Genomic DNA, 17,278 nt, shown 5'->3' with positions numbered 1-17,278 from the left:
TGACAATGGCTCGCAACAGATTCCACCGCTCGCGCTATCGCCGCTACACCGGTGGGCCCGATCCGCTGGCACCACCGGTCGACCTGCGTGAGGCACTCGACGAGATCGGTGCCGACGTGATGGCCGGCGTCTCGCCGCAACGCGCCATGCGCGAGTACCTGCGTCGGGGCACGAGTGAGATGCGTGGTCTCGACAAACTCCGCGAGGAGATCAACCGCAAACGTCAGGAACTGCTGAAGAAGCGCAATCTCGACGGCACGTTCGCCGAGGTGAAGGAACTCCTCGACAAGGCCGTTCTCGCCGAACGCAAACAGCTCGCCCGCGACCTCGACGACGACGCGCGCTTCGCCGAGATGCAGATCGAGAACCTGTCGCCGTCGACGGCGCAGGCGGTGCAGGAGCTCGCGAACTACGAGTTCCGCAGCCCGGAGGCCCAGGCCGACTACGACAAGATCAAGGATCTGCTGGGCCGCGAGATGCTCGATCAGCGGTTCGAGGGCATGAAACAGGCCCTCGAGGGCGCGACCGATGAGGACCGCCAGGCCATCACCGACATGCTCGCCGACCTCAACGAGCTACTCGCGAAGCACAATCGCGGTGAGGACACCACCGAGGCCTTCGACGAGTTCATGGGCAAGCACGGTCAGCACTTCCCGGACAACCCGCAGTCGACCGAGGAACTGATCGACTCCCTCGCCAAGCGTGCCGCCGCGGCGCAGGCGTTCTACAACTCGCTGTCGCCCGAGCAGCGCGCCGAGCTCGATCAGCTGTCGCAGCAGGCGTTCGGCTCGCCGGATCTGATGAGTCAGCTAAGCCAGATGGACTCGCAGCTGCGCGAGGCCCGACCCGATCTGGGCTGGGGTGACTCGCAGGATTTCGAGGGTCAGCAGGGCATGGGGATGGGCGAGGGTGTCGGCGCGCTGCAGGATCTCGCCGAGCTCGAGTCGTTGTCGGAGCAGTTGTCGCAGCAGTACAACGGATCCCAACTCGACGACATCGACCTCGAGGCCCTGGCCCGCCAGCTCGGCACCGATGCCGCCGTCGACGCCCGGACCCTCGCCGAGCTCGAGAAGGCATTGGCCGAGCAGGGCCTGTTCGACCGCGACGCCGACGGCAACCTGCGGTTGTCGCCGAAGGCGATGCGGCAGTTGGGCCAGTCGATCTTCAAGGATGTCGCCGACCGTCTCTCGGGTCGTTCGGGCGATCGCCAGACCCGCAGGGCGGGAGCGACCGGCGAATCGACCGGGGCCACCCGCGAGTGGGAGTTCGGCGACACCGAACCGTGGGATGTGACCGCCACCGTGGGTAACGCGGTGCGGCGCACCATCATCGAGGACCCCGAGAGATCCTTGGCTGCAGGAGATCTCGCGCGTCATGGCGTCCGCATCGATGTGCGCGACGTGGAGGTGTCGGAGACCGAGTCGCGCACGCAGGCGGCGGTGGTGCTGCTGGTCGACACCTCGTTCTCGATGGAGATGCAGGGTCGCTGGCTGCCGATGAAACGGACTGCCGTCGCGCTCAACCACCTCATCAGCACCCGGTTCCGCAGCGACGAACTCGAGATCATCGCGTTCGGGCGCCACGCGCGCACCATCGACATCGGTGAGCTGACCGGGCTGCAGGCGGTGGCCGAGCAGGGCACGAACCTGCACCACGCACTACTGCTGGCGGGGAGGCATCTGCGCAAGCACCCGAACGCGCAGCCGGTGGTCCTCATCGTCACCGACGGTGAGCCGACCTCCCACCTCGAACCCGACGGTCACGCCTTCTTCGACTGGCCGCCGCACCCGGCGACCCTGGCGGTCACCGTCCGCGAACTCGACACCATCTCCCGACTCGGGGCGCAGGTCACCATCTTCCGGCTGGGCGACGACCCGAGCCTGGAACGTTTCATCGACCAGGTGGCCCGCCGTATCGGCGGTCGGGTGGTGGCCCCCGACCTCGACGGTCTCGGTGCCGCGGTCGTCGGCGACTACCTCGGGTCACGCCGGGGCCGCCGTCGGTGAGTGCGGAGGGCACCGTCCGTGTGGGGACGTCGGGATGGGTGTACCCGCCGTGGCGGGGCACCTTCTACCCGAAGGGGCTGCCGCAGCGTCGCGAGCTCGAACATCTTTCCCACACACTGAACTCCGTCGAGATCAACGGTTCGTTCTATGCCCTGCAGAAGCCAGAGAGCTACTGCAGGTGGGCGGAGTCCACGCCCGACGACTTCGTGTTCTCGGTCAAGGGGCCACGGTTCATCACCCACATGAAGAAGCTGGTCGACGTCGAGACGTCGCTGGCCAACTTCTTGGCCTCGGGCATGTTGGCGCTCGAGCACAAGCTCGGCCCGGTGCTGTGGCAGCTACCTCCGACCATGCGCTTCGATGCCACTGTCCTGCAGGATTTCCTGGGGCGTCTGCCCGCGACGACGTCGGCCGCCGCCGCGCTCGCCCGCAGCCACGACGCCCGTCTCGACGGGCGCGCGTGGACGACCGTCGAGAACGACCGTCCGATGCGCCACGCGCTCGAGGTACGGCACCCGAGCTTCGTCGACGACGCCGTGACCGACATGCTGCGGTCGGCGGGTGTCGCGGTGGTGCTGGCCGATTCGGCCGACAAGTTCCCGGTGATCGACGAGATGACCGCCGACTTCTCCTACGCGCGTCTGCACGGTGACGCGGAGATCTACGTCAGTGGCTACACCGACGACGCCCTCGACACGTGGGCGCGACGATTCGCCGACCGCGTCCACCACGGCGACGTCTTCGTCTACTTCGACAACGATGCGAAGGTCCGCGCGCCGGTCGATGCCCGCGGCCTGCTCGACAGACTCGGCTGACTCAGCGCTTCCGGGAGATCGAGGGGCGTTTACGCGACACCTCGACGCCGCCCATGAGAGCGAGTCCGTTCACGATGATCGTGGGTGCGCCGGGCCGTCCGCGGCCGGAGGCGCCGTGCGGGAACCCGCCCATCACGCCGATCCCGCGCACCTGCACGGTCGCGTCCACGGGGACGAGGATCTCGATACCGCCCATGACGGCGACCGCCTGGATCGTGAGCACCGGCGCGGTGAACTCGACACGCCGCAGGTCGATCTCGGCGCCGCCCATCACCGTGACCACGGTCAGCCGGTCACCGACCCCGACGGTGCCCTTGAGTTCGGTGCCGCTCATCACCGCGACCTTGGTGCTCACGACGGTCGGGTCGGGACCCGGCCGCATCGTGTACGCCGGTGCGACAGCGGGTTTCGTGAGCGACAGTCCTCCCGCGTGCGCGGCGATGTCGTTGACCGGGAGATCGTCGGTGAGGGCGTCGAGCTCGCCGAACGTGGTCGCCGACACCGCCGTCGACGCCCGCGTCTCGTATTCGACGGGGGAGAGGTGTCCCTGGGTCATGGCTGCGGCGAGGATGTCGTGCACCAGGCTCCGGTCGGCGTCGGAGGCGCGCAGCCGTGCGCGTTTGTCGAACGAGGGGGACGGTTCGGTCATGGGATCGACGGTAACCAACGCCGAGGCGTCTCCGCTACGACAGATGTCATCGATCGATCAGGCGAGCAGGAGGGCCACGATCGCGATCACGGGTATCGACGCGACGGTGGTGACCAGGGCCGTATCGCGGGCGAGGACCTCGCCGCGACGGTAGCGGGTCGCGTAGACCAGCACGTTCTGGGCGGTGGGCAGCGAGGCGATGACCACCTGGGCGAACAGGTGATGGCCGCGCTCACCGAACAACCAGTACGACAGTGCGAAGACCAGCAGCGGCTGCGCCACCATCTTCAGCACCGAGGCCAGGGCGACGTCGCGTCGCGGACTCTCGCCCTTGCGCAGGACCGACACCCCGGTCAGCGACAGGCCGAAGGCGAGCAGGGCACCGGGCACCGACGCGTTGCCGAGCATGGAGATCGGTTCGGCGACGGCGTGCGGGAGTCGCCACCCCGCGAGCGAGATCACCAGGCCGGCCGCACCGCCGAGCACGATCGGGTTGGTGAGCGGCGCGATGACGGTGTCGCGCAGGGTGATCCGACCGGGCCCATCGTGCAGTGCGGTCAGATCGAGCGCGGTCAACGCGATCGGCGAGTAGATCATGATCTGGAACAGCAGCAGCGGGGCGACGAACGACGCGTCGTCCAGGACGAAGATCGCGATCGGGATGCCGAGGTTCGCGCTGTTCACATAGGAGGACGCGAGTGCGCCGATCGTGGCCTCGGGGATGTCGCGATGCAGCACGAGTCGGGCGAGGAGAAAATAGGCCAGCCCGATGAGCAGCGCGCTGCCCCCGGCGATCACCAACGTCGAGGAGAAGATCACCGAGACGTCGGTGGTGGCGAGCGAATCGAACAACAGCGCCGGGGTGAACACGAAGAACACCAGTCGGGCGAGGACCTGCTGGGCGTCGGGTCCGAGGACCTCGGTACGGCCGAGCACGTATCCCACCGCGATCACGATGAAGATGACGGTGAAACCCTGGACGACTCCGGACACCGGGGCCGTCTAGGGTGCGGCGATCACAGAACGAGAAACCGACCGGTGAGCCATCACGAGCAGCGGCCTACCGGTCGGTCGTCGATCACCTACCGGTGGTGACGAAGGGGAGCAGGGCCATCTCGCGCGCATTGCGGATCGCGGTGGCGACCTGACGCTGCTGCTGCGGGTTGAGGCCGGTGACGCGACGGCTACGGATCTTGCCGCGGTCGGACAGGAACGTACGCAGAAGGGCGACGTCCTTGTAGTCGATGTGGTCGATCTTGCGCTCGCGCAGGATGTTGCGCTTCGCGGCGACCTTCGTCGGCTTCTCGTTGCGCTTACGGGTGGGCTTGGCAGCCATGATCGCTTCCTCAGTTCATTGTCGTTCGGTCAATCGCCGATTGTCCATCTTACGCGAGATCTGACCCGGTCTTGACCACCGGTCGTCGAGGGTGCCGACGACCGCGACCTCACCAGCTCGACTTCGTGATACCCGGCAGCTCACCGTTGTGCGCCATCTCGCGAAAGCGCACCCGGGAGATGCCTGCCTTACCGATGAAACCACGGGGACGGCCGTCGACCGCATCGCGATTGCGCACGCGGGTGGGGCTGGCGTCGCGGGGGAGTCGCTGCAGGGCGAGCTGGGCGGCAGCCCGCTCGTCGTCGGTGGACCCCGGAGCGCGCACGATCTCCTTGAGCTCGGCCCGCCGCGTCGCGTGACGGGCGACGACCTCGCGACGGTGTTCGTTGCGGTTGATCTTCGATTTCTTGGCCATGGTCAGCGCTCCTCTCGGAAGTCCACGTGCGCGCGGATCACCGGGTCGTATTTGCGGACGACCAGCCGGTCGGGGTCGTTGCGGCGGTTCTTGCGGGTCACGTAGGTGTAGCCGGTCCCGGCGGTCGACTTCAGCTTCACGATCGGCCGGACGTCGGTGCTCTTGCTCGCCATCTAGAACTTCTCCCCTCGGGCCCGCATCCGGGCGACGACGGCGTCGATGCCGTCACGGTCGATCGTCTTGATGCCCTTGGTCGAGACGCGCAGCGTGATGCTGCGGCCCTCGCTCGGCACGAAATAGCGACGCCGCTGGATGTTCGGGTTCCAGCGGCGGTTGGTGCGCACGTGCGAGTGCGACACCTGTTTGCCGAAACCGGGCGCGCGCCCGGTCACCTGGCAGTGGGCGGACATGATCCCTCCGATCGTGGCCGAGGTGCCGGCCTTGTTGGAAACGATTGTCGATACGGGCTAGGCTAGCACCATGATGACAACGGTTATCAACAACGAAGGAGGTGTCCGGTGGCCGTGAACCGCACACCGGTCGTGGTCGTCACCGGTTTCGACCCGCTCGCCGTCGACGGGGTCGCATCCGCCATGGCGGTCCCCGGAACGGTGGTGGTCCACCACGATCTGGCCGCACTGTCGCAGGGCTCGATGACCCGCACGATGCACGACCACGACGCCACCGGGGCGCCGCTCACCCGCGTCACCCGGATCGACCTGGTGCACGGATGCGTCTCGTGTGCGCTGCGCGAGGATCTCCTACCGCTGCTGCGCTCGCTGCACCGCCGCGGGAGGGTCGAACGGATCGTGCTGGCCCTCGACGCCCTGATCGAGCCTGAGCCCCTGTGCTGGGCGATCGAGCACGTCGTCGTCTCCGACGTACCGGGACAGATCGACGGCCCCGCCGGCCGCGACGTGGAGATCGCGGCGGTGATCGGATGCATCGACGGCGCCACCTGGCTCGCCGACGCGACCGGCGACGACACCCTCGCCGAGGCGGGACTGCAGTCCCCCGAGGACGAGGACGAACGCACGATGGCCCAGGTCGCGGTCGGCCACGTCGAGTTCGCCGACGCCCTCGTCGTCGGGGCGACCGCCGCCGACAGCTGGGAGGCGGCCCGATTCGGCGCGGTGGTGGCACGGCTCGCACCGCGGGCGCCGGTGCTCCTCGAGACGCCGCAACGACCGGTGTCGACGCCGATGATCGAGGCGTTGCTCGCCGCCGTGGCCCCCGACGCGCGCCGCGGTCGCGGTACCGGCGCCCACGACCCCCTGCTGACCGGACAACCGCCGCTCGACGACGACTGCGGTGTGCAGCTCGTCGAGTTCACCGCCGACCGGCCGATGCATCCGGGGCGTCTGCACGACGCGATCGACTGCCTGCTCGACGGCGTCGTGTGCTCACGCGGTCGGCTCTGGGTGGCGACCCAGCCGGATGAGGCGCTGTGGCTCGAGAGCGCGGGCGGAGGTCTGCGGGTGGCGACCGGCGGGCCGTGGCTCGTGACGATGACACCCGAGGAGATCGCGCGGTGCGCGCCCGAGCGGGTGTCGATGGCCTCGCTGCGGTGGCATCCCGAGTTCGCCGACCGGGACACCAGCATCGTCGTCCTCGCCCACCGCGCCGACCCGCGACACATCGTCGACACCCTGCGCGCGGCCTGCCTCACCGACGCCGAGATGGCCGCCGGTCAGGCCGCCTGGGACCGCTGGCCAGATCCCTTCGGGACCTTCCACCGTGATCCCTGCGAACCGGTCGAGGCCTCCGATGACCCCACCGATGTCCCCGCCACCCACCCCCGAGAGGCAGACCGCCCATGAAGCCCGGACTCCACCCCGACTACCACCCCGTCCTCTTTCGTGACTCCGCGACGGGCACGACCTTCCTCACCCGGTCCACGGTGACATCCGATGTGCTTTTGGAGTGGGAGGACGGTAACCGGTACCCTCTTGTGGTTGTCGATGTCACGTCCGACTCGCACCCGTTCTGGACCGGGGCGACCCGCGTGATGGACACGGCAGGACGAGTCGAGAAGTTCGAGCGCCGGTACGGGCGCCGAGCGCGACCGACCCAGACGTGAGTGGAATTCGAAGAAGGGCTTGATCATGGCTGTACCGAAGCGCAGGATGTCGCGGTCCAACACCCGCAGTCGCCGTTCGCAGTGGAAGGCGGAGAACCCGCCGTTGCAGGAGGTGAAGGCCGGTGGCGTGAGCCAGCGCGTGCCGCGTCGCCTCGTCAAGGCAGTGAAGCTCGGGATCATCGATCTCGATCGCCGCTAGGCGCTTCGCTCCCACCAGCACCTCCACAGGACCGGTTGTCGCACCCGCGACGACCGGTCCTGTGGTGTCGGCGTGCATCGCCACCGACGAGATCAGGTCGCGTCGAGCACACCGGCCGTGATCTCGTCGGCGACGGCGACGGGCGCCTCGATCGGCGCGAGGTGGCCGACGCCCTGCAGAACGGTCAGCCGTGCCCCGGGCACGCGACCGGCGATCAGCTCCATACCGTCGACCGGGGTCGCGACGTCCTCACGGCCGGCGACCAGGCGCAGCGCCGTGGTGATCCGACCGAGATCGTCGCGCACGTCGAAGGCGCCGAGGGCTTCGCAGACCCGCGCATAGCTCTCCGCGTCGCAGGCGCGCAGTGACCCGATGAGGGAGTCGACGGTCTCCGGTTCGCGGTCCCGGAAGCCCGGCCCGAACCATCGCTCCAGCGACCCCGGGACCACCGCGTCGATCCCGTCGGTGCGGACGAGTGCCGCCCGGTCGGCCCATCCGTCCGACGTCCCGATACGGGCGCCCGTGCAGGCCAGCGTCGCCGAGGTGACGAGACCCGGGTGGCGGAGCAGGAGGGCGAGACCGACGGCACCGCCCACCGAGTCCCCCGCGTAGTGCACTGCGACGGCGTCGCGATCTGCGAGCAGGTCGGCGGCGATCGCCGCGACGGCGTCGGCCAGATCCTCGACGGTGAACGGGTCCTGCGTCGGATGCCCGGTCCCGTGCCCGGGCAGGTCCCACCCGACGACGTCGACCCGGTCGGCGAGAAGTGCCGCACACGGACCCCAGAGGTCCGCGACGGAGGTGCCGAGCGACGGCCCCACCACGAGAAGTGGTCGCCCCGGTCGCCGCGGACCGAGGTCGACGGTCGTCACCGCCACGTTGGTCATGCCGCCTCCGTCAGCTCGAGTCCTACGGCGACGCGCAGCTCGTCGAGGGTGATGCCGTGCAGGTCGCGGACCGCGGCGCCGTCGGGGCCGACGTCGAAGGTCGCCACGTCGGTGTACACGCGGGTCACGCAGCCGACGCCGGTGAGCGGATAGGTGCACTCCTGCACCAACTTCGCCGTCCCGTCCTTCGCGAGCAGCGTCATCATCACGAACACCTGCTTGGCGCCGATCGCGAGATCCATCGCCCCACCCACCGCGGGGATCGCACCCGGCGCGCCGGTGTGCCAGTTCGCGAGATCGCCTCCGACGGAGACCTGGAACGCCCCGAGCACGCAGACGTCGAGGTGTCCGCCGCGCATCATCGCGAACGAGTCGGCGTGGTGGAAGTACGACGCACCGGGGAGCTCGGTCACGGGGATCTTGCCGGCGTTGGTGAGGTCGGGGTCGATCTCGTCGCCGAGCGCCGCCGGACCCATGTTGAGCATCCCGTTCTCCGTGTGCAGGACGACACCCGAGTCGGCGGCGAGGTGGTCGGCGACCAGGGTCGGTTGCCCGATGCCGAGGTTCACGAACGAGCCGCGCGGGATGTCGGCGGCGATCGCCGCGGCGATCTCGTCCTTCGTGCGGGGACTGGCGGTCATCGGGGCACCTCCACGATGCGGTCGACGTAGATCGACGGTGTGACGACGGATTCGGGGTCGAGGGAACCGGTCTCGACGACGTCGGTGACCTCGACGATCGTCTGCGCGGCCGCGGTGGCCATCACCGGCCCGAAGTTGCGGGCGGTCTTGCGGTAGACCAGGTTGCCCATGCGGTCGGCGACGTGCGCGCGGATCAGAGCGACGTCGCCGCGGATGGGGTACTCGAGGACGTACGTGCGGCCGTCGATCTCTCGGGTCTCCTTGCCCTGCGCCAACTGCGTCCCGACCGCGGTGGGGCAGAAGAACGCACCGATGCCGGCGCCGGCGGCGCGCATGCGCTCGGCCAGCGTCCCCTGCGGCACCACCTCCAGCTCGATCGCGCCGTCGCGGTAGAGGCCGTCGAACACCCACGAGTCCGACTGGCGGGGGAACGAGCAGATGACCTTGCGGACGCGACGTTTCGCCAGCAGCGCCGCGAGCCCGGTGTCGCCGTTGCCCGCGTTGTTGGACACGACCGTGAGATCGGTGGCGCCCTGGTCGATCAGCGCGTCGATGAGCGCCACGGGCATGCCGGCCATGCCGAACCCGCCGACGAGGACGGTTGCGCCGTCGGCGATCCCGGCGACCGCCTCGGCGGTGTCGGGGCAGATGGTGGTGATGCTCATGCGGGCCTCCCTGTCGTGGCGGCGTTCTCGAGGACGACGGCCAGTGCCTGACCGACGCCGATGCAGATGGCGGCCACACCCCAGCGCTGCTTCTCGTCGCGCAGACGGTGCGCGAGGGTGCCGAGGATCCGGGTGCCGGATGCCCCGAGCGGGTGGCCGATCGCGATGGCGCCACCGCGGGCGTTGACGATCTCGGGGTCGATGTCCCACGCGTCGACGCACGCCAGTGACTGCACCGCGAACGCCTCGTTGAGTTCGACCGCGCCGACGTCGGACCATCCGATCCCGGCTCGTGCCAACGCCTTCTGGGCCGCCTCGATCGGTGCGATGCCGAAGTCCTGCGGTGCGAGGGCGTGCGCCGCACGCCCCGCGACGCGGGCAAGCGGATCGCCGGGGAGCGCACCCTCGGCGGCGAGGACGATCGCCGACGCGCCATCGTTGAGGGGACTCGCGTTGCCCGCGGTGATCGTCCCGTCGGTGCGGAACGCAGTCTTCAGTCCGGCGAGGGTGTCGGGGGTGGTGCCCGGGCGGATGCATTCGTCGCGGGTGAGGTCGGCGCCGTCGACGGCCACGACGAGGTCGTCGTAGAAGCCGTCGTCCCAGGCCCGGGCGGCCAGCCGGTGCGACCGGGCCGCGAAGGCGTCCTGTCGGTCGCGACCGATCGAGAACCGCTCGGCCAGTTGCTCGTTGCACTCGCCGAGTGAGGCGGTCCACTCCGCCGGCATCCGGCTGTTCACCAGGCGCCATCCGAGCGTCGTCGACACCGCGGTGACGTCGCCGGCGGGGAACGCCCGCGACGGTTTCGGCAGCACCCAGGGCGCGCGGGTCATCGACTCCACGCCCCCGGCGACGACGACGCGGGCATCGCCGGTCTCGATCGCCCGCGATGCGGCGATGGCGGCGTCGAGACTCGACCCGCACAGCCGATTGACGGTGGTGGCCGGGACGGAGACCGGCAGATCCGCGAGCAGTACCGCCATCCGCGCGACGTTGCGGTTGTCCTCGCCGGCCTGGTTGGCACACCCGAGGACGACCTCGTCGACGGCGGCCGGGTCGAGCCCGGGGGTGCGGTCGACCGCGGCCCGCACGATCGCGCCGGCGAGATCATCGGGTCGGACACCGGCGAGGGCGCCGCCGAACCGCCCGAACGGGGTGCGTGTCGCGGTGTGGACGAATGCGTCGCTCATCGTGGGCCACCTACTTGCTCGTCGTGGTGTGTGTGTTCGCTATGCGAACGCACGTGCGCTATACGAACAGGGTAACAGTCGGGCAGGTCAGCGGGCCAGTACCGCGAGATCGTCGGAGATCGCCGCGGCGGCGGCGCGCAGTCGGTCGAGGTGGGCGAGTGCGTTGTCGGGCCCGGCGTGCATCGAGATGTTGACGGCCGCGACGACCCCGTCGGCGGTCCGCACGGGGACGGCGAGCGAACGCAACCCGACCTCGAGTTCCTCGTCGACCAGCGTCCACCCCTGTTCCCGGGTCTCGGTGAGGACCGCGAGGAGGCGATCGCGGTCGGTGACCGTCCGCGGGGTCAACGGGGTCAGCGTGGTCTGCGGCAGTGGGTCGCCGGGCCGGTCGGCGAGCAGGACACGTCCCATCGAGGTCGCCCACGCCGGGAACCGCGTGCCCACGGTGATGCCGACCCGCATCAGTCGGTGACTCGACGCGACGCGCGCGACGTAGACGATCTCGTCGCCGTCGAGGATTGCCGCCGACGTGGACTCGCCGACGTCGGCGGACAGCGCCGCGAGGTGTGGCTGTGCCACCTCGGGCAGCCCGAGCCCGGCGAGGTAGGCGGTGCCGAGTCGGAGAACCTGTGGCGTGAGGGCGAACTCGGACCCGTCGACGCGGACGTACCCGAGCTCGACGAGCGTGTGCAGGAGCCGACGTGCGGTGGCCCGGCTCAAGCCCGCGCGCGCCGCGACGGCGCTGAGCGTCATCGCGGGATGCGTCGCGTCGAAGGCGGTGATCACCGACAGGCCGCGGGCGAGGGACTGCACGAATTCGTCGGCCATGCCGGGAGCCTAGCCAGCGTCGGGTGCCGCGGGATCCGGCGCGGTCCCGCGGCGGGCCGCGAATTCGGCACCGCGGCGGGCCGCGACTTCGGCACCGCGGCGGGCCGCGAGTTCGGATCGGGTGCGGACGCCGAGCTTCGCATAGACGCGGGTGAGGTGGTACTGCACCGTCTTGACCGACAGGAACAGTTCGGCGGCGGCCTCACGGTTGGTCATCCCGGTCGCGACGAGTGCGGCGACTGCCTCCTCCTGCGGTGTCAACGCGTCGTGCGGACGGTCGGCGATCACCGCCCGCACACCGCCCGCCCGCAACTCGCGCTCGCACCGCAGGACGTAGGTCGTGGCCCCGAACGATCGGAAGTGGTCCCGCGCGTCGGTGATGACGACGTCGGCGTCGCGGCGTCGTCCGGCCCGCCGCAGGGTCTGCCCGTAGGCGAACTCGACCCGGGCGCGGTCGTAGACAAGCGGGAGATCGTCGAGGTCGGCGAGCGCTCCCTCGAACGTCTCGACCGCCGCGTCGACGAGGCCACGGGCACCGAGCAGCCGACCCCGTGCGTACGCGAGACGTGCTCGCGCCGAACGGTGGTCGCGGTCGCGGGCAGGCTCTTCGTGCTCGGCGAGGAACGTCTCCGCCTCGTCGAGGCGACCCTCGACCACGAGTGCGTTGGCGTACACGTCGGGCCAGGGCCAGAAACCGGGCTCGGCCACGTCCCCGCGCGCCCACGACCCGGTCAGCGGGGCGAGCGCTCGCAGGACCCCCGCGTAGTCCGTTCGCGCCTCGGCGACCGCGGCGCGGGCCAGTGCGGCGGGTACGCGCATCACCTCGTAGTCGTGACCGGCGATGTCCCGGGACCGCGTGGCGGCGTCCGCCGCCGCCCAGTCGCCACGCAGCGCATGGATCTGGGTGATGGTCCACTCCAGGAGCGGGATCATCAGGCGGGTCCCGGTGCGCTCGGCGAGATCGACACCGGCGCGTGCGGTGCGCATCGCACCGGTCCAGTCGCCGGTGACGAAACACGTTCGGGCGAGCCATGCGTGGGCCCAGAGGGCGATGCGGGTGGATCCGCCGAGGTGGTCGGTCGGTGTCGCCGACTCGAGTTCGGTGCGTGCCCGGGCGACCTCGTCGGCCGCGAGGTGCAACCATCCCGCGCCCATCTGGACCCGCTGACCCACCGGACCCGTCTTGTTGTGGTCCCAGAGGTTCTCGTAGCCCAGGAGGGCCTCGCGCATACGGCCGGTCGCCCCGAGTCCGAGGCCGCGGATCGCCCCGACCTCGACGGCCACGGGGTGGTCGGCGCCGACGAGTGCGACCGCCTCGTCGGCCCAGCGCACCAGGCGAAGACCGTCGCAGCGAGCGAGGCTGTGCAGCACCTGACGGTGGCAGATCATCGCGGCGATCTCCGGGTCGTGGACGGGGCGCACGGTCTCCCACGCGCGGCGCAGGCGCGCCGACGCCTCCTGCGGCCGGCCGCGCAGGATGGCGAGGTACCCGAGCACCGAATCACGCAGTGGGGTCTCCCGCAGACTCTCCACGGCGGCGACATGGTCGGCGGCACGGGCGATGTCGCCCGCGCTGATGAGGGCGTCGACCGACCGGAGGAAAGTCGTCTCGCGGTCGACGACGTCGGTGCCCATGCGACCGGCCACCGCGAACAGGTCGGCGGCGGTGGCCCATTCGCCGTCCGCGCCGCGGCGCGCCGCCATCGCGACGAGGTCGTCGGCGAGTGACCGGTCGGGCAGTGCGGTCGCCCGCGCGCGGTGGGCGAGTGCGCGGGCCTCGTCGTCGAGGGCGTCGGCGGCCGCATGGTGCATCGCCGCGACCGCGGTGCGCGACATCGTGGCGAGCACCGCGACCCGCGTCATCGGGTCGACGGTGTCGAGCTCGATCGACTGCGAGCGCTCGTGCGCGGTGAGCAGTCCGGCCCGGACCCCGGTGTCGACGGCCGACCACGGATCGTCCACGTGCGCCATGCCACTCACCACCGTTAGGTCGGTCGGGGCCCCGAGCACCGACACGGCCTCGGTCATCCGGCGCGCGGCCGCGTCGCACTCCTCGAGGGCGGCGGTGACCCGCGCCGCGACGTACCGCGGTGCCGGCAGCGATGCGTCGGTCCGGGTCCAGATGTCGCGGGGCGCCTCGCGCACCAGCGCCAGCACGGCCCGTGGGCGACCGAGTGTGTGCGCGGCCAGGCGCGCGGCGACCGTGGGGCGCAGCGCCATCCCGTGACGTGCGGCGAGCTGGGCGACGTCCTCGGGGCCGAGGGGATCGACGGGGATGATCCGATCGGCGGTGTCGAGGACCGCGTCGATGCGGGGATCGTTCCCCGACAGCGGATGTCGTGTCGCGACGACGAGCAGATGCGCACCCGGCCGGTGTCGGACCGCGCTCATCACCACCTGCATCGAGTGCACGTCGGCGTGGTGGGCGTCGTCGACGATGATCACCGTGGCGACCGCGTCGTCGGTGTGCAGCCCGAGCGCGAGATGCTCGGCCGCGGCGACGGGTTCGTCGGGACCGGTGTCGTCACCGAGGAGTTGTCGCAGGATGCCGCCGGACACCCCGGACTCCCAGTGCAGGCCGCGTGCCCTGCGAACCGTGACGGCGTCGTCGCCGATCGTGTCGACGAACGAGGACACGGCGGTGGTGAGACCGGCGCCCTCGACACCGTCGACGACGACGGCGGTCGACGTGGTGCGCGCGACGTCCAGCGCCGCACGCAGGTCGGCGAGGGGTCCGTGGAGGCCCACCGGCGTCGACGAGTCCTCCATGACTGCGAGGCTAGTCATGCGCGAGGAGCGATCGGACCGGATCGTCGTCATGGTCTCGCGGCGCGACCTGCTCGCAGTCGTCAGCCGAGATCGCCGCCCGCGACCGGCAGCACCGTCCCGGTGATGTAGGACGCCTCGTCGGAGGCGAGGAAGCAGATCGCCGCGGCCTGCTCGTCGAGGGTGCCGTAGCGCTTCATCGGCGACGAGTCGACGGTCTGGTCGACGATGGCCTGGTACCAGTCCTTCTCCTGCTCGCTCTGCGGCGCGGGTCCGCGGGGGATGCGTCGTGGGGGAGCGTCGGTGCCACCGGGTGCGGTCGCGACGACGCGGACCCCGTGTGGGGCGGCCTCGAGTGCGAGCGCCGAGGTGATCGCGTTGACCCCGCCCTTGGCCGCCGCGTACGGCACCCGGTGGACGCCGCGGGTCGCGACCGACGAGACGTTGACGATGGTGCCGGCGCCGCGGTCGACCATCGGACCGATCACCGCCCGGCACGACCACAGCGTCGGGTACAGCGACCGCGAGAGTTCCTTCTCGATCTGCTCGGTCGGGTACTCCCAGAACGGTTTCGCCCAGATCGTCCCGCCGACGACGTGGATCGCGACGTCGACGCGTCCGTGCGCGGCCAGCGCCGCGTCGACCGCGGACTGTGCACCGCCGACGGTCTCGAGGTCGGCGAGCACACTGTGCGGGTCCTCGGCGGTGGCCGGGTCGCGGGCCAGTTCCTCGGCGAGCGCCTCGACGGCCTCGGCGCGGTCGGCGAGCACGAGTGCGCCGCCCTCGGCGGCGATCCGTCGCGCCACCCACTCACCGATGCCCTGCGCGGCACCGGTGACGAGGACGACCTTGCCGGCGAAGCGTCCGGGGCTCACGAACGCGGGGCGGCGGGACTCGTCGGCGTCGCGCATGGCCCGGCGCATCGTGGCCTTCGACCGGTCGGCGTGGTCGGCGATGAGGGTCCGGGCGGTCTCGCGGTCGCCGGCCTCGATCGCGTCGACGATGTCGAGATGGTCCTGGGCGCACCGCGGGTCGCACCACGTCGCACGCCGCAGTGTCTCGGCCATCGCCGCCTTCACCCCGAGTGCCTGATACGCCTGCAGCAGGTGGGCGTTGCCCGTCTGGGTGAACAAGTAGTCGTGGAATGCGGCGTTGGTCTCGGTGTAGGCGTGCGCGTCGACGAACCGGTCGCCGTCGACGTGGCGGGTGGTGGCCTCGGCGAGCAGGCGGTAGCCGGTGACCTGTGTCGGCGTCAGCCGTCCGATGATCAGCTCCAGCGCACCGAGTTCCAGCGCGCGTCGCGCCTCGAAGACGGCGTCGGACTCGCGCACCGACGGGTGCTCCTCGCCGATCTCGTAGTCCCCGCCTGACTCGTTGTCCCCGCCCGTCTCGGGATCACCGTGGATTTCGGCGGGTGCCGACGGGCGCGACACCAGGGGTGCGGTCTCGCGGGCCGGCATCACCGTCTGGGCGGCGATGATGCGGGCGTCGATCGCCTCGGCGATCGCGTCGCCGTCGTCGAGAGGCGTCGGCGACGAACCGGTGGGCGCCGGCGCCATCCGCTGTCCGGCGATGCACCGGAGGGCCTCGTCCTCGTCGGCGGCTGGGATCCGGGCGCCGTCCGACCGCGGATGCACCTCGCGGTCGCCGAACAGCACCTGTCCGGCGATGCCGCGCGCCGACACCTCGACCGCGTCGTCGACGGGTGGGGGAGCGGTGTCGACCTCGACCGGGTCCGGGTCCGGCACGGGTTCCGGGGCGGGCGCCGGCTCCGTCGGTGGGTCGACCACGGTGGTGGCCGTCGACGAGGGCAGGAATTTCTCGTAGTAGAAACCCGTCGGCGTGACACCGAGATCGCCGATGTGGGCACGGACCCCCTCGACCATCGGCGGCGGTCCGCACAGGTAGATCGCGACATCCCCGTCGTGCAGGTGCTCGGGTCCGATCAGCGTCGTCACGCGCCCCTGGTTCACGGCGGTCGTCGCCGTGTCGGACACACAGTGGTCCCAGGTGAACGTCGATCTGGGCTGCGAGGTCGGTGAGCGTGTCGAGTTCGACGAGGTCGTCGTCGGAGCTCACCCCGTAGACGAGGTGGACGGGGCGGTCACTGTCGCTGTCGCGCAGCGCCCGGAGCATCGACAGCACCGGCGCGAGACCGGTGCCACCGGCGATCAACAACGCCGGGCGGGACGCCTCACGGAGGAAGAAGCTGCCGTGCGGTCCGGTGAACGAGATCGTGTCGCCGACGGCCGCGCGGTCGGTGAGGTACTCCGACATCACCCCGCCGTCGATGATCTTGACGAGGAACTCCAGTTCGTCGGATCCCGGTGGGGTGCTGAAGGAGTACGACCGCCCGGCGTCGGTGCCGGGCACCGCGATGGTCACGTACTGCCCGGGCAGGAAGGCGATCCCGCCCTCCGGTGCGGCCAGGGTGAGGCGGGCCGTCGACGGCGAGAGCCGGTCGACCGCGGTGACCCGCGTCGTGTGGGTCGCCGCCCGCGTCTTGGCCACCTCGGACGTCGACGCGATCTGCACGACGAGGTCCGACCGCGGGGTCATGCTGCAGGGCAGGCACATCCCGCGCTCCGCCTCGTCGGCGGTGAGGGCGTCGTCGATGTACTCGCCGCCGTCGAACTCGCCCGACTCGCACACCGCCTTGCAGGTCCCGCAGGCACCGTCGCGGCAGTCGAGCGGGATGTTGATGCGCGACCTGTAGGCGGCGTCGGCGACCGTCTGCCCGTCGTCGCAGGTGATGAATCGGGTGACACCGTCCTCGAAGGCCAGCGCGACGCTGTGGCTCATGG

Annotated in this window: 17 protein-coding genes and 1 pseudogene; 5 read left to right on the top strand and 13 right to left on the bottom strand. The window is 70.6% G+C overall.

Annotated features, from left to right (window positions below):
* The first annotated feature begins 5 nt into the window (after window positions 1-5).
* Together ACQ7HM_RS09660 and ACQ7HM_RS09655 are read left to right on the top strand one after the other, a co-directional pair.
* Complete coding sequence (locus tag ACQ7HM_RS09660; protein ID WP_434216039.1) at window positions 6-2,006, top strand: VWA domain-containing protein; 2,001 nt, start codon at window positions 6-8, stop codon at window positions 2,004-2,006.
* A complete protein-coding gene (locus ACQ7HM_RS09655; RefSeq protein ID WP_434216038.1) occupies window positions 2,003-2,821 on the top strand; it encodes a DUF72 domain-containing protein in 819 nt (272 codons plus the stop codon). Before ACQ7HM_RS09660 ends, ACQ7HM_RS09655 begins: the two co-directional genes overlap by 4 nt.
* A 1-nt stretch (window position 2,822) precedes the next feature.
* On the opposite strand, the gene ACQ7HM_RS09650 is transcribed toward ACQ7HM_RS09655, so the two are convergent.
* From ACQ7HM_RS09650 to rpmB, 6 genes are all read right to left on the bottom strand, one after another.
* Window positions 2,823-3,470 (bottom strand): DUF1707 SHOCT-like domain-containing protein, encoded by a 648-nt coding sequence (locus tag ACQ7HM_RS09650; protein ID WP_434216037.1) that lies wholly within the window; start codon window positions 3,468-3,470, stop codon window positions 2,823-2,825.
* A gap of 57 nt (window positions 3,471-3,527) precedes the next feature.
* The gene (locus ACQ7HM_RS09645) at window positions 3,528-4,463 is read right to left on the bottom strand and encodes an AEC family transporter (RefSeq protein ID WP_434216036.1); all 936 of its coding nucleotides are present in this window, start codon (window positions 4,461-4,463) and stop codon (window positions 3,528-3,530) included.
* An 85-nt stretch (window positions 4,464-4,548) separates the two neighbouring features.
* Window positions 4,549-4,806, bottom strand: a complete 258-nt coding sequence (gene rpsR, locus ACQ7HM_RS09640; protein WP_045824006.1) for a 30S ribosomal protein S18 — start codon at window positions 4,804-4,806, stop codon at window positions 4,549-4,551.
* A 109-nt stretch (window positions 4,807-4,915) separates the two neighbouring features.
* On the bottom strand, window positions 4,916-5,221 hold the full coding sequence (rpsN, locus tag ACQ7HM_RS09635) for a 30S ribosomal protein S14 (RefSeq protein WP_434216035.1): 306 nt from the start codon (window positions 5,219-5,221) through the stop codon (window positions 4,916-4,918).
* Window positions 5,222-5,223: 2 nt separating this feature from the next.
* Window positions 5,224-5,394, bottom strand: coding sequence for a 50S ribosomal protein L33 (gene rpmG / locus ACQ7HM_RS09630; RefSeq protein ID WP_434216034.1), 171 nt, complete (start codon window positions 5,392-5,394; stop codon window positions 5,224-5,226).
* The gene (gene rpmB, locus ACQ7HM_RS09625) at window positions 5,395-5,631 is read right to left on the bottom strand and encodes a 50S ribosomal protein L28 (protein WP_434216033.1); all 237 of its coding nucleotides are present in this window, start codon (window positions 5,629-5,631) and stop codon (window positions 5,395-5,397) included.
* Between the two features lie 108 nt (window positions 5,632-5,739).
* Between rpmB and mrf the strand changes: the two genes are divergently transcribed.
* The 3 genes from mrf to rpmF are packed head-to-tail and all read left to right on the top strand — an operon-like array spanning window position 5,740 to window position 7,500.
* On the top strand, window positions 5,740-7,041 hold the full coding sequence (mrf, locus tag ACQ7HM_RS09620) for a ribosome hibernation factor-recruiting GTPase MRF (protein ID WP_434216032.1): 1,302 nt from the start codon (window positions 5,740-5,742) through the stop codon (window positions 7,039-7,041).
* The gene (locus ACQ7HM_RS09615; RefSeq protein ID WP_328857350.1) at window positions 7,038-7,301 is read left to right on the top strand and encodes a type B 50S ribosomal protein L31; all 264 of its coding nucleotides are present in this window, start codon (window positions 7,038-7,040) and stop codon (window positions 7,299-7,301) included. Before mrf ends, ACQ7HM_RS09615 begins: the two co-directional genes overlap by 4 nt.
* A 25-nt stretch (window positions 7,302-7,326) precedes the next feature.
* Complete coding sequence (gene rpmF / locus ACQ7HM_RS09610) at window positions 7,327-7,500, top strand: 50S ribosomal protein L32 (RefSeq protein ID WP_045824000.1); 174 nt, start codon at window positions 7,327-7,329, stop codon at window positions 7,498-7,500.
* Between the two features lie 92 nt (window positions 7,501-7,592).
* On the opposite strand, the gene ACQ7HM_RS09605 is transcribed toward rpmF, so the two are convergent.
* The 7 genes and pseudogenes from ACQ7HM_RS09605 to benC all read right to left on the bottom strand — a co-directional run bounded on the left by ACQ7HM_RS09605 (window position 7,593) and on the right by benC (window position 17,276).
* Window positions 7,593-8,387, bottom strand: coding sequence for an alpha/beta fold hydrolase (locus tag ACQ7HM_RS09605; protein WP_434216031.1), 795 nt, complete (start codon window positions 8,385-8,387; stop codon window positions 7,593-7,595).
* Window positions 8,384-9,028, bottom strand: coding sequence for a 3-oxoacid CoA-transferase subunit B (locus ACQ7HM_RS09600; RefSeq protein ID WP_434216030.1), 645 nt, complete (start codon window positions 9,026-9,028; stop codon window positions 8,384-8,386). Before ACQ7HM_RS09600 ends, ACQ7HM_RS09605 begins: the two co-directional genes overlap by 4 nt.
* Window positions 9,025-9,693: a 3-oxoacid CoA-transferase subunit A gene (locus ACQ7HM_RS09595; RefSeq protein WP_434216029.1), complete on the bottom strand. Its 669-nt coding sequence runs from the start codon at window positions 9,691-9,693 to the stop codon at window positions 9,025-9,027. The genes ACQ7HM_RS09600 and ACQ7HM_RS09595 overlap by 4 nt, the downstream gene beginning before the upstream one ends.
* The gene (locus tag ACQ7HM_RS09590; RefSeq protein WP_434216028.1) at window positions 9,690-10,880 is read right to left on the bottom strand and encodes a thiolase family protein; all 1,191 of its coding nucleotides are present in this window, start codon (window positions 10,878-10,880) and stop codon (window positions 9,690-9,692) included. The genes ACQ7HM_RS09595 and ACQ7HM_RS09590 overlap by 4 nt, the downstream gene beginning before the upstream one ends.
* An 87-nt stretch (window positions 10,881-10,967) precedes the next feature.
* Entirely contained in the window at window positions 10,968-11,708 is a 741-nt protein-coding gene (locus ACQ7HM_RS09585) for an IclR family transcriptional regulator domain-containing protein (RefSeq protein WP_434216027.1), read from the bottom strand.
* Between the two features lie 9 nt (window positions 11,709-11,717).
* Window positions 11,718-14,477, bottom strand: a complete 2,760-nt coding sequence (locus ACQ7HM_RS09580; RefSeq protein ID WP_434216026.1) for a LuxR C-terminal-related transcriptional regulator — start codon at window positions 14,475-14,477, stop codon at window positions 11,718-11,720.
* Between the two features lie 80 nt (window positions 14,478-14,557).
* A pseudogene (gene benC / locus ACQ7HM_RS09575) lies at window positions 14,558-17,276 on the bottom strand (benzoate 1,2-dioxygenase electron transfer component BenC).
* Between the last annotated feature and the right edge of the window lie 2 nt (window positions 17,277-17,278).

This window comes from Williamsia sp. MIQD14 (genome assembly GCF_051025635.1).
Taxonomy (GTDB): Bacteria; Actinomycetota; Actinomycetes; order Mycobacteriales; family Mycobacteriaceae; genus Williamsia_A.
Note: the sequence above shows the minus strand (reverse complement) of the source record. Positions and strands in the feature narration are given on the sequence as shown.

Coding starts and splice junctions, on each gene's coding strand:
- rpsN (WP_434216035.1), bottom strand. CDS start 5,221: ATGGCCAAGAAATCGAAGATCAACCGCAACGAACACCGTCGCGAGGTC.
- rpmG (WP_434216034.1), bottom strand. CDS start 5,394: ATGGCGAGCAAGAGCACCGACGTCCGGCCGATCGTGAAGCTGAAGTCG.
- ACQ7HM_RS09600 (WP_434216030.1), bottom strand. CDS start 9,028: ATGACCGCCAGTCCCCGCACGAAGGACGAGATCGCCGCGGCGATCGCC.
- ACQ7HM_RS09650 (WP_434216037.1), bottom strand. CDS start 3,470: ATGACCGAACCGTCCCCCTCGTTCGACAAACGCGCACGGCTGCGCGCC.
- ACQ7HM_RS09615 (WP_328857350.1), top strand. CDS start 7,038: ATGAAGCCCGGACTCCACCCCGACTACCACCCCGTCCTCTTTCGTGAC.
- rpmB (WP_434216033.1), bottom strand. CDS start 5,631: ATGTCCGCCCACTGCCAGGTGACCGGGCGCGCGCCCGGTTTCGGCAAA.
- ACQ7HM_RS09605 (WP_434216031.1), bottom strand. CDS start 8,387: ATGACCAACGTGGCGGTGACGACCGTCGACCTCGGTCCGCGGCGACCG.
- ACQ7HM_RS09585 (WP_434216027.1), bottom strand. CDS start 11,708: ATGGCCGACGAATTCGTGCAGTCCCTCGCCCGCGGCCTGTCGGTGATC.
- ACQ7HM_RS09590 (WP_434216028.1), bottom strand. CDS start 10,880: ATGAGCGACGCATTCGTCCACACCGCGACACGCACCCCGTTCGGGCGG.
- rpmF (WP_045824000.1), top strand. CDS start 7,327: ATGGCTGTACCGAAGCGCAGGATGTCGCGGTCCAACACCCGCAGTCGC.
- ACQ7HM_RS09580 (WP_434216026.1), bottom strand. CDS start 14,477: ATGGAGGACTCGTCGACGCCGGTGGGCCTCCACGGACCCCTCGCCGAC.
- ACQ7HM_RS09595 (WP_434216029.1), bottom strand. CDS start 9,693: ATGAGCATCACCACCATCTGCCCCGACACCGCCGAGGCGGTCGCCGGG.
- rpsR (WP_045824006.1), bottom strand. CDS start 4,806: ATGGCTGCCAAGCCCACCCGTAAGCGCAACGAGAAGCCGACGAAGGTC.
- ACQ7HM_RS09660 (WP_434216039.1), top strand. CDS start 6: ATGGCTCGCAACAGATTCCACCGCTCGCGCTATCGCCGCTACACCGGT.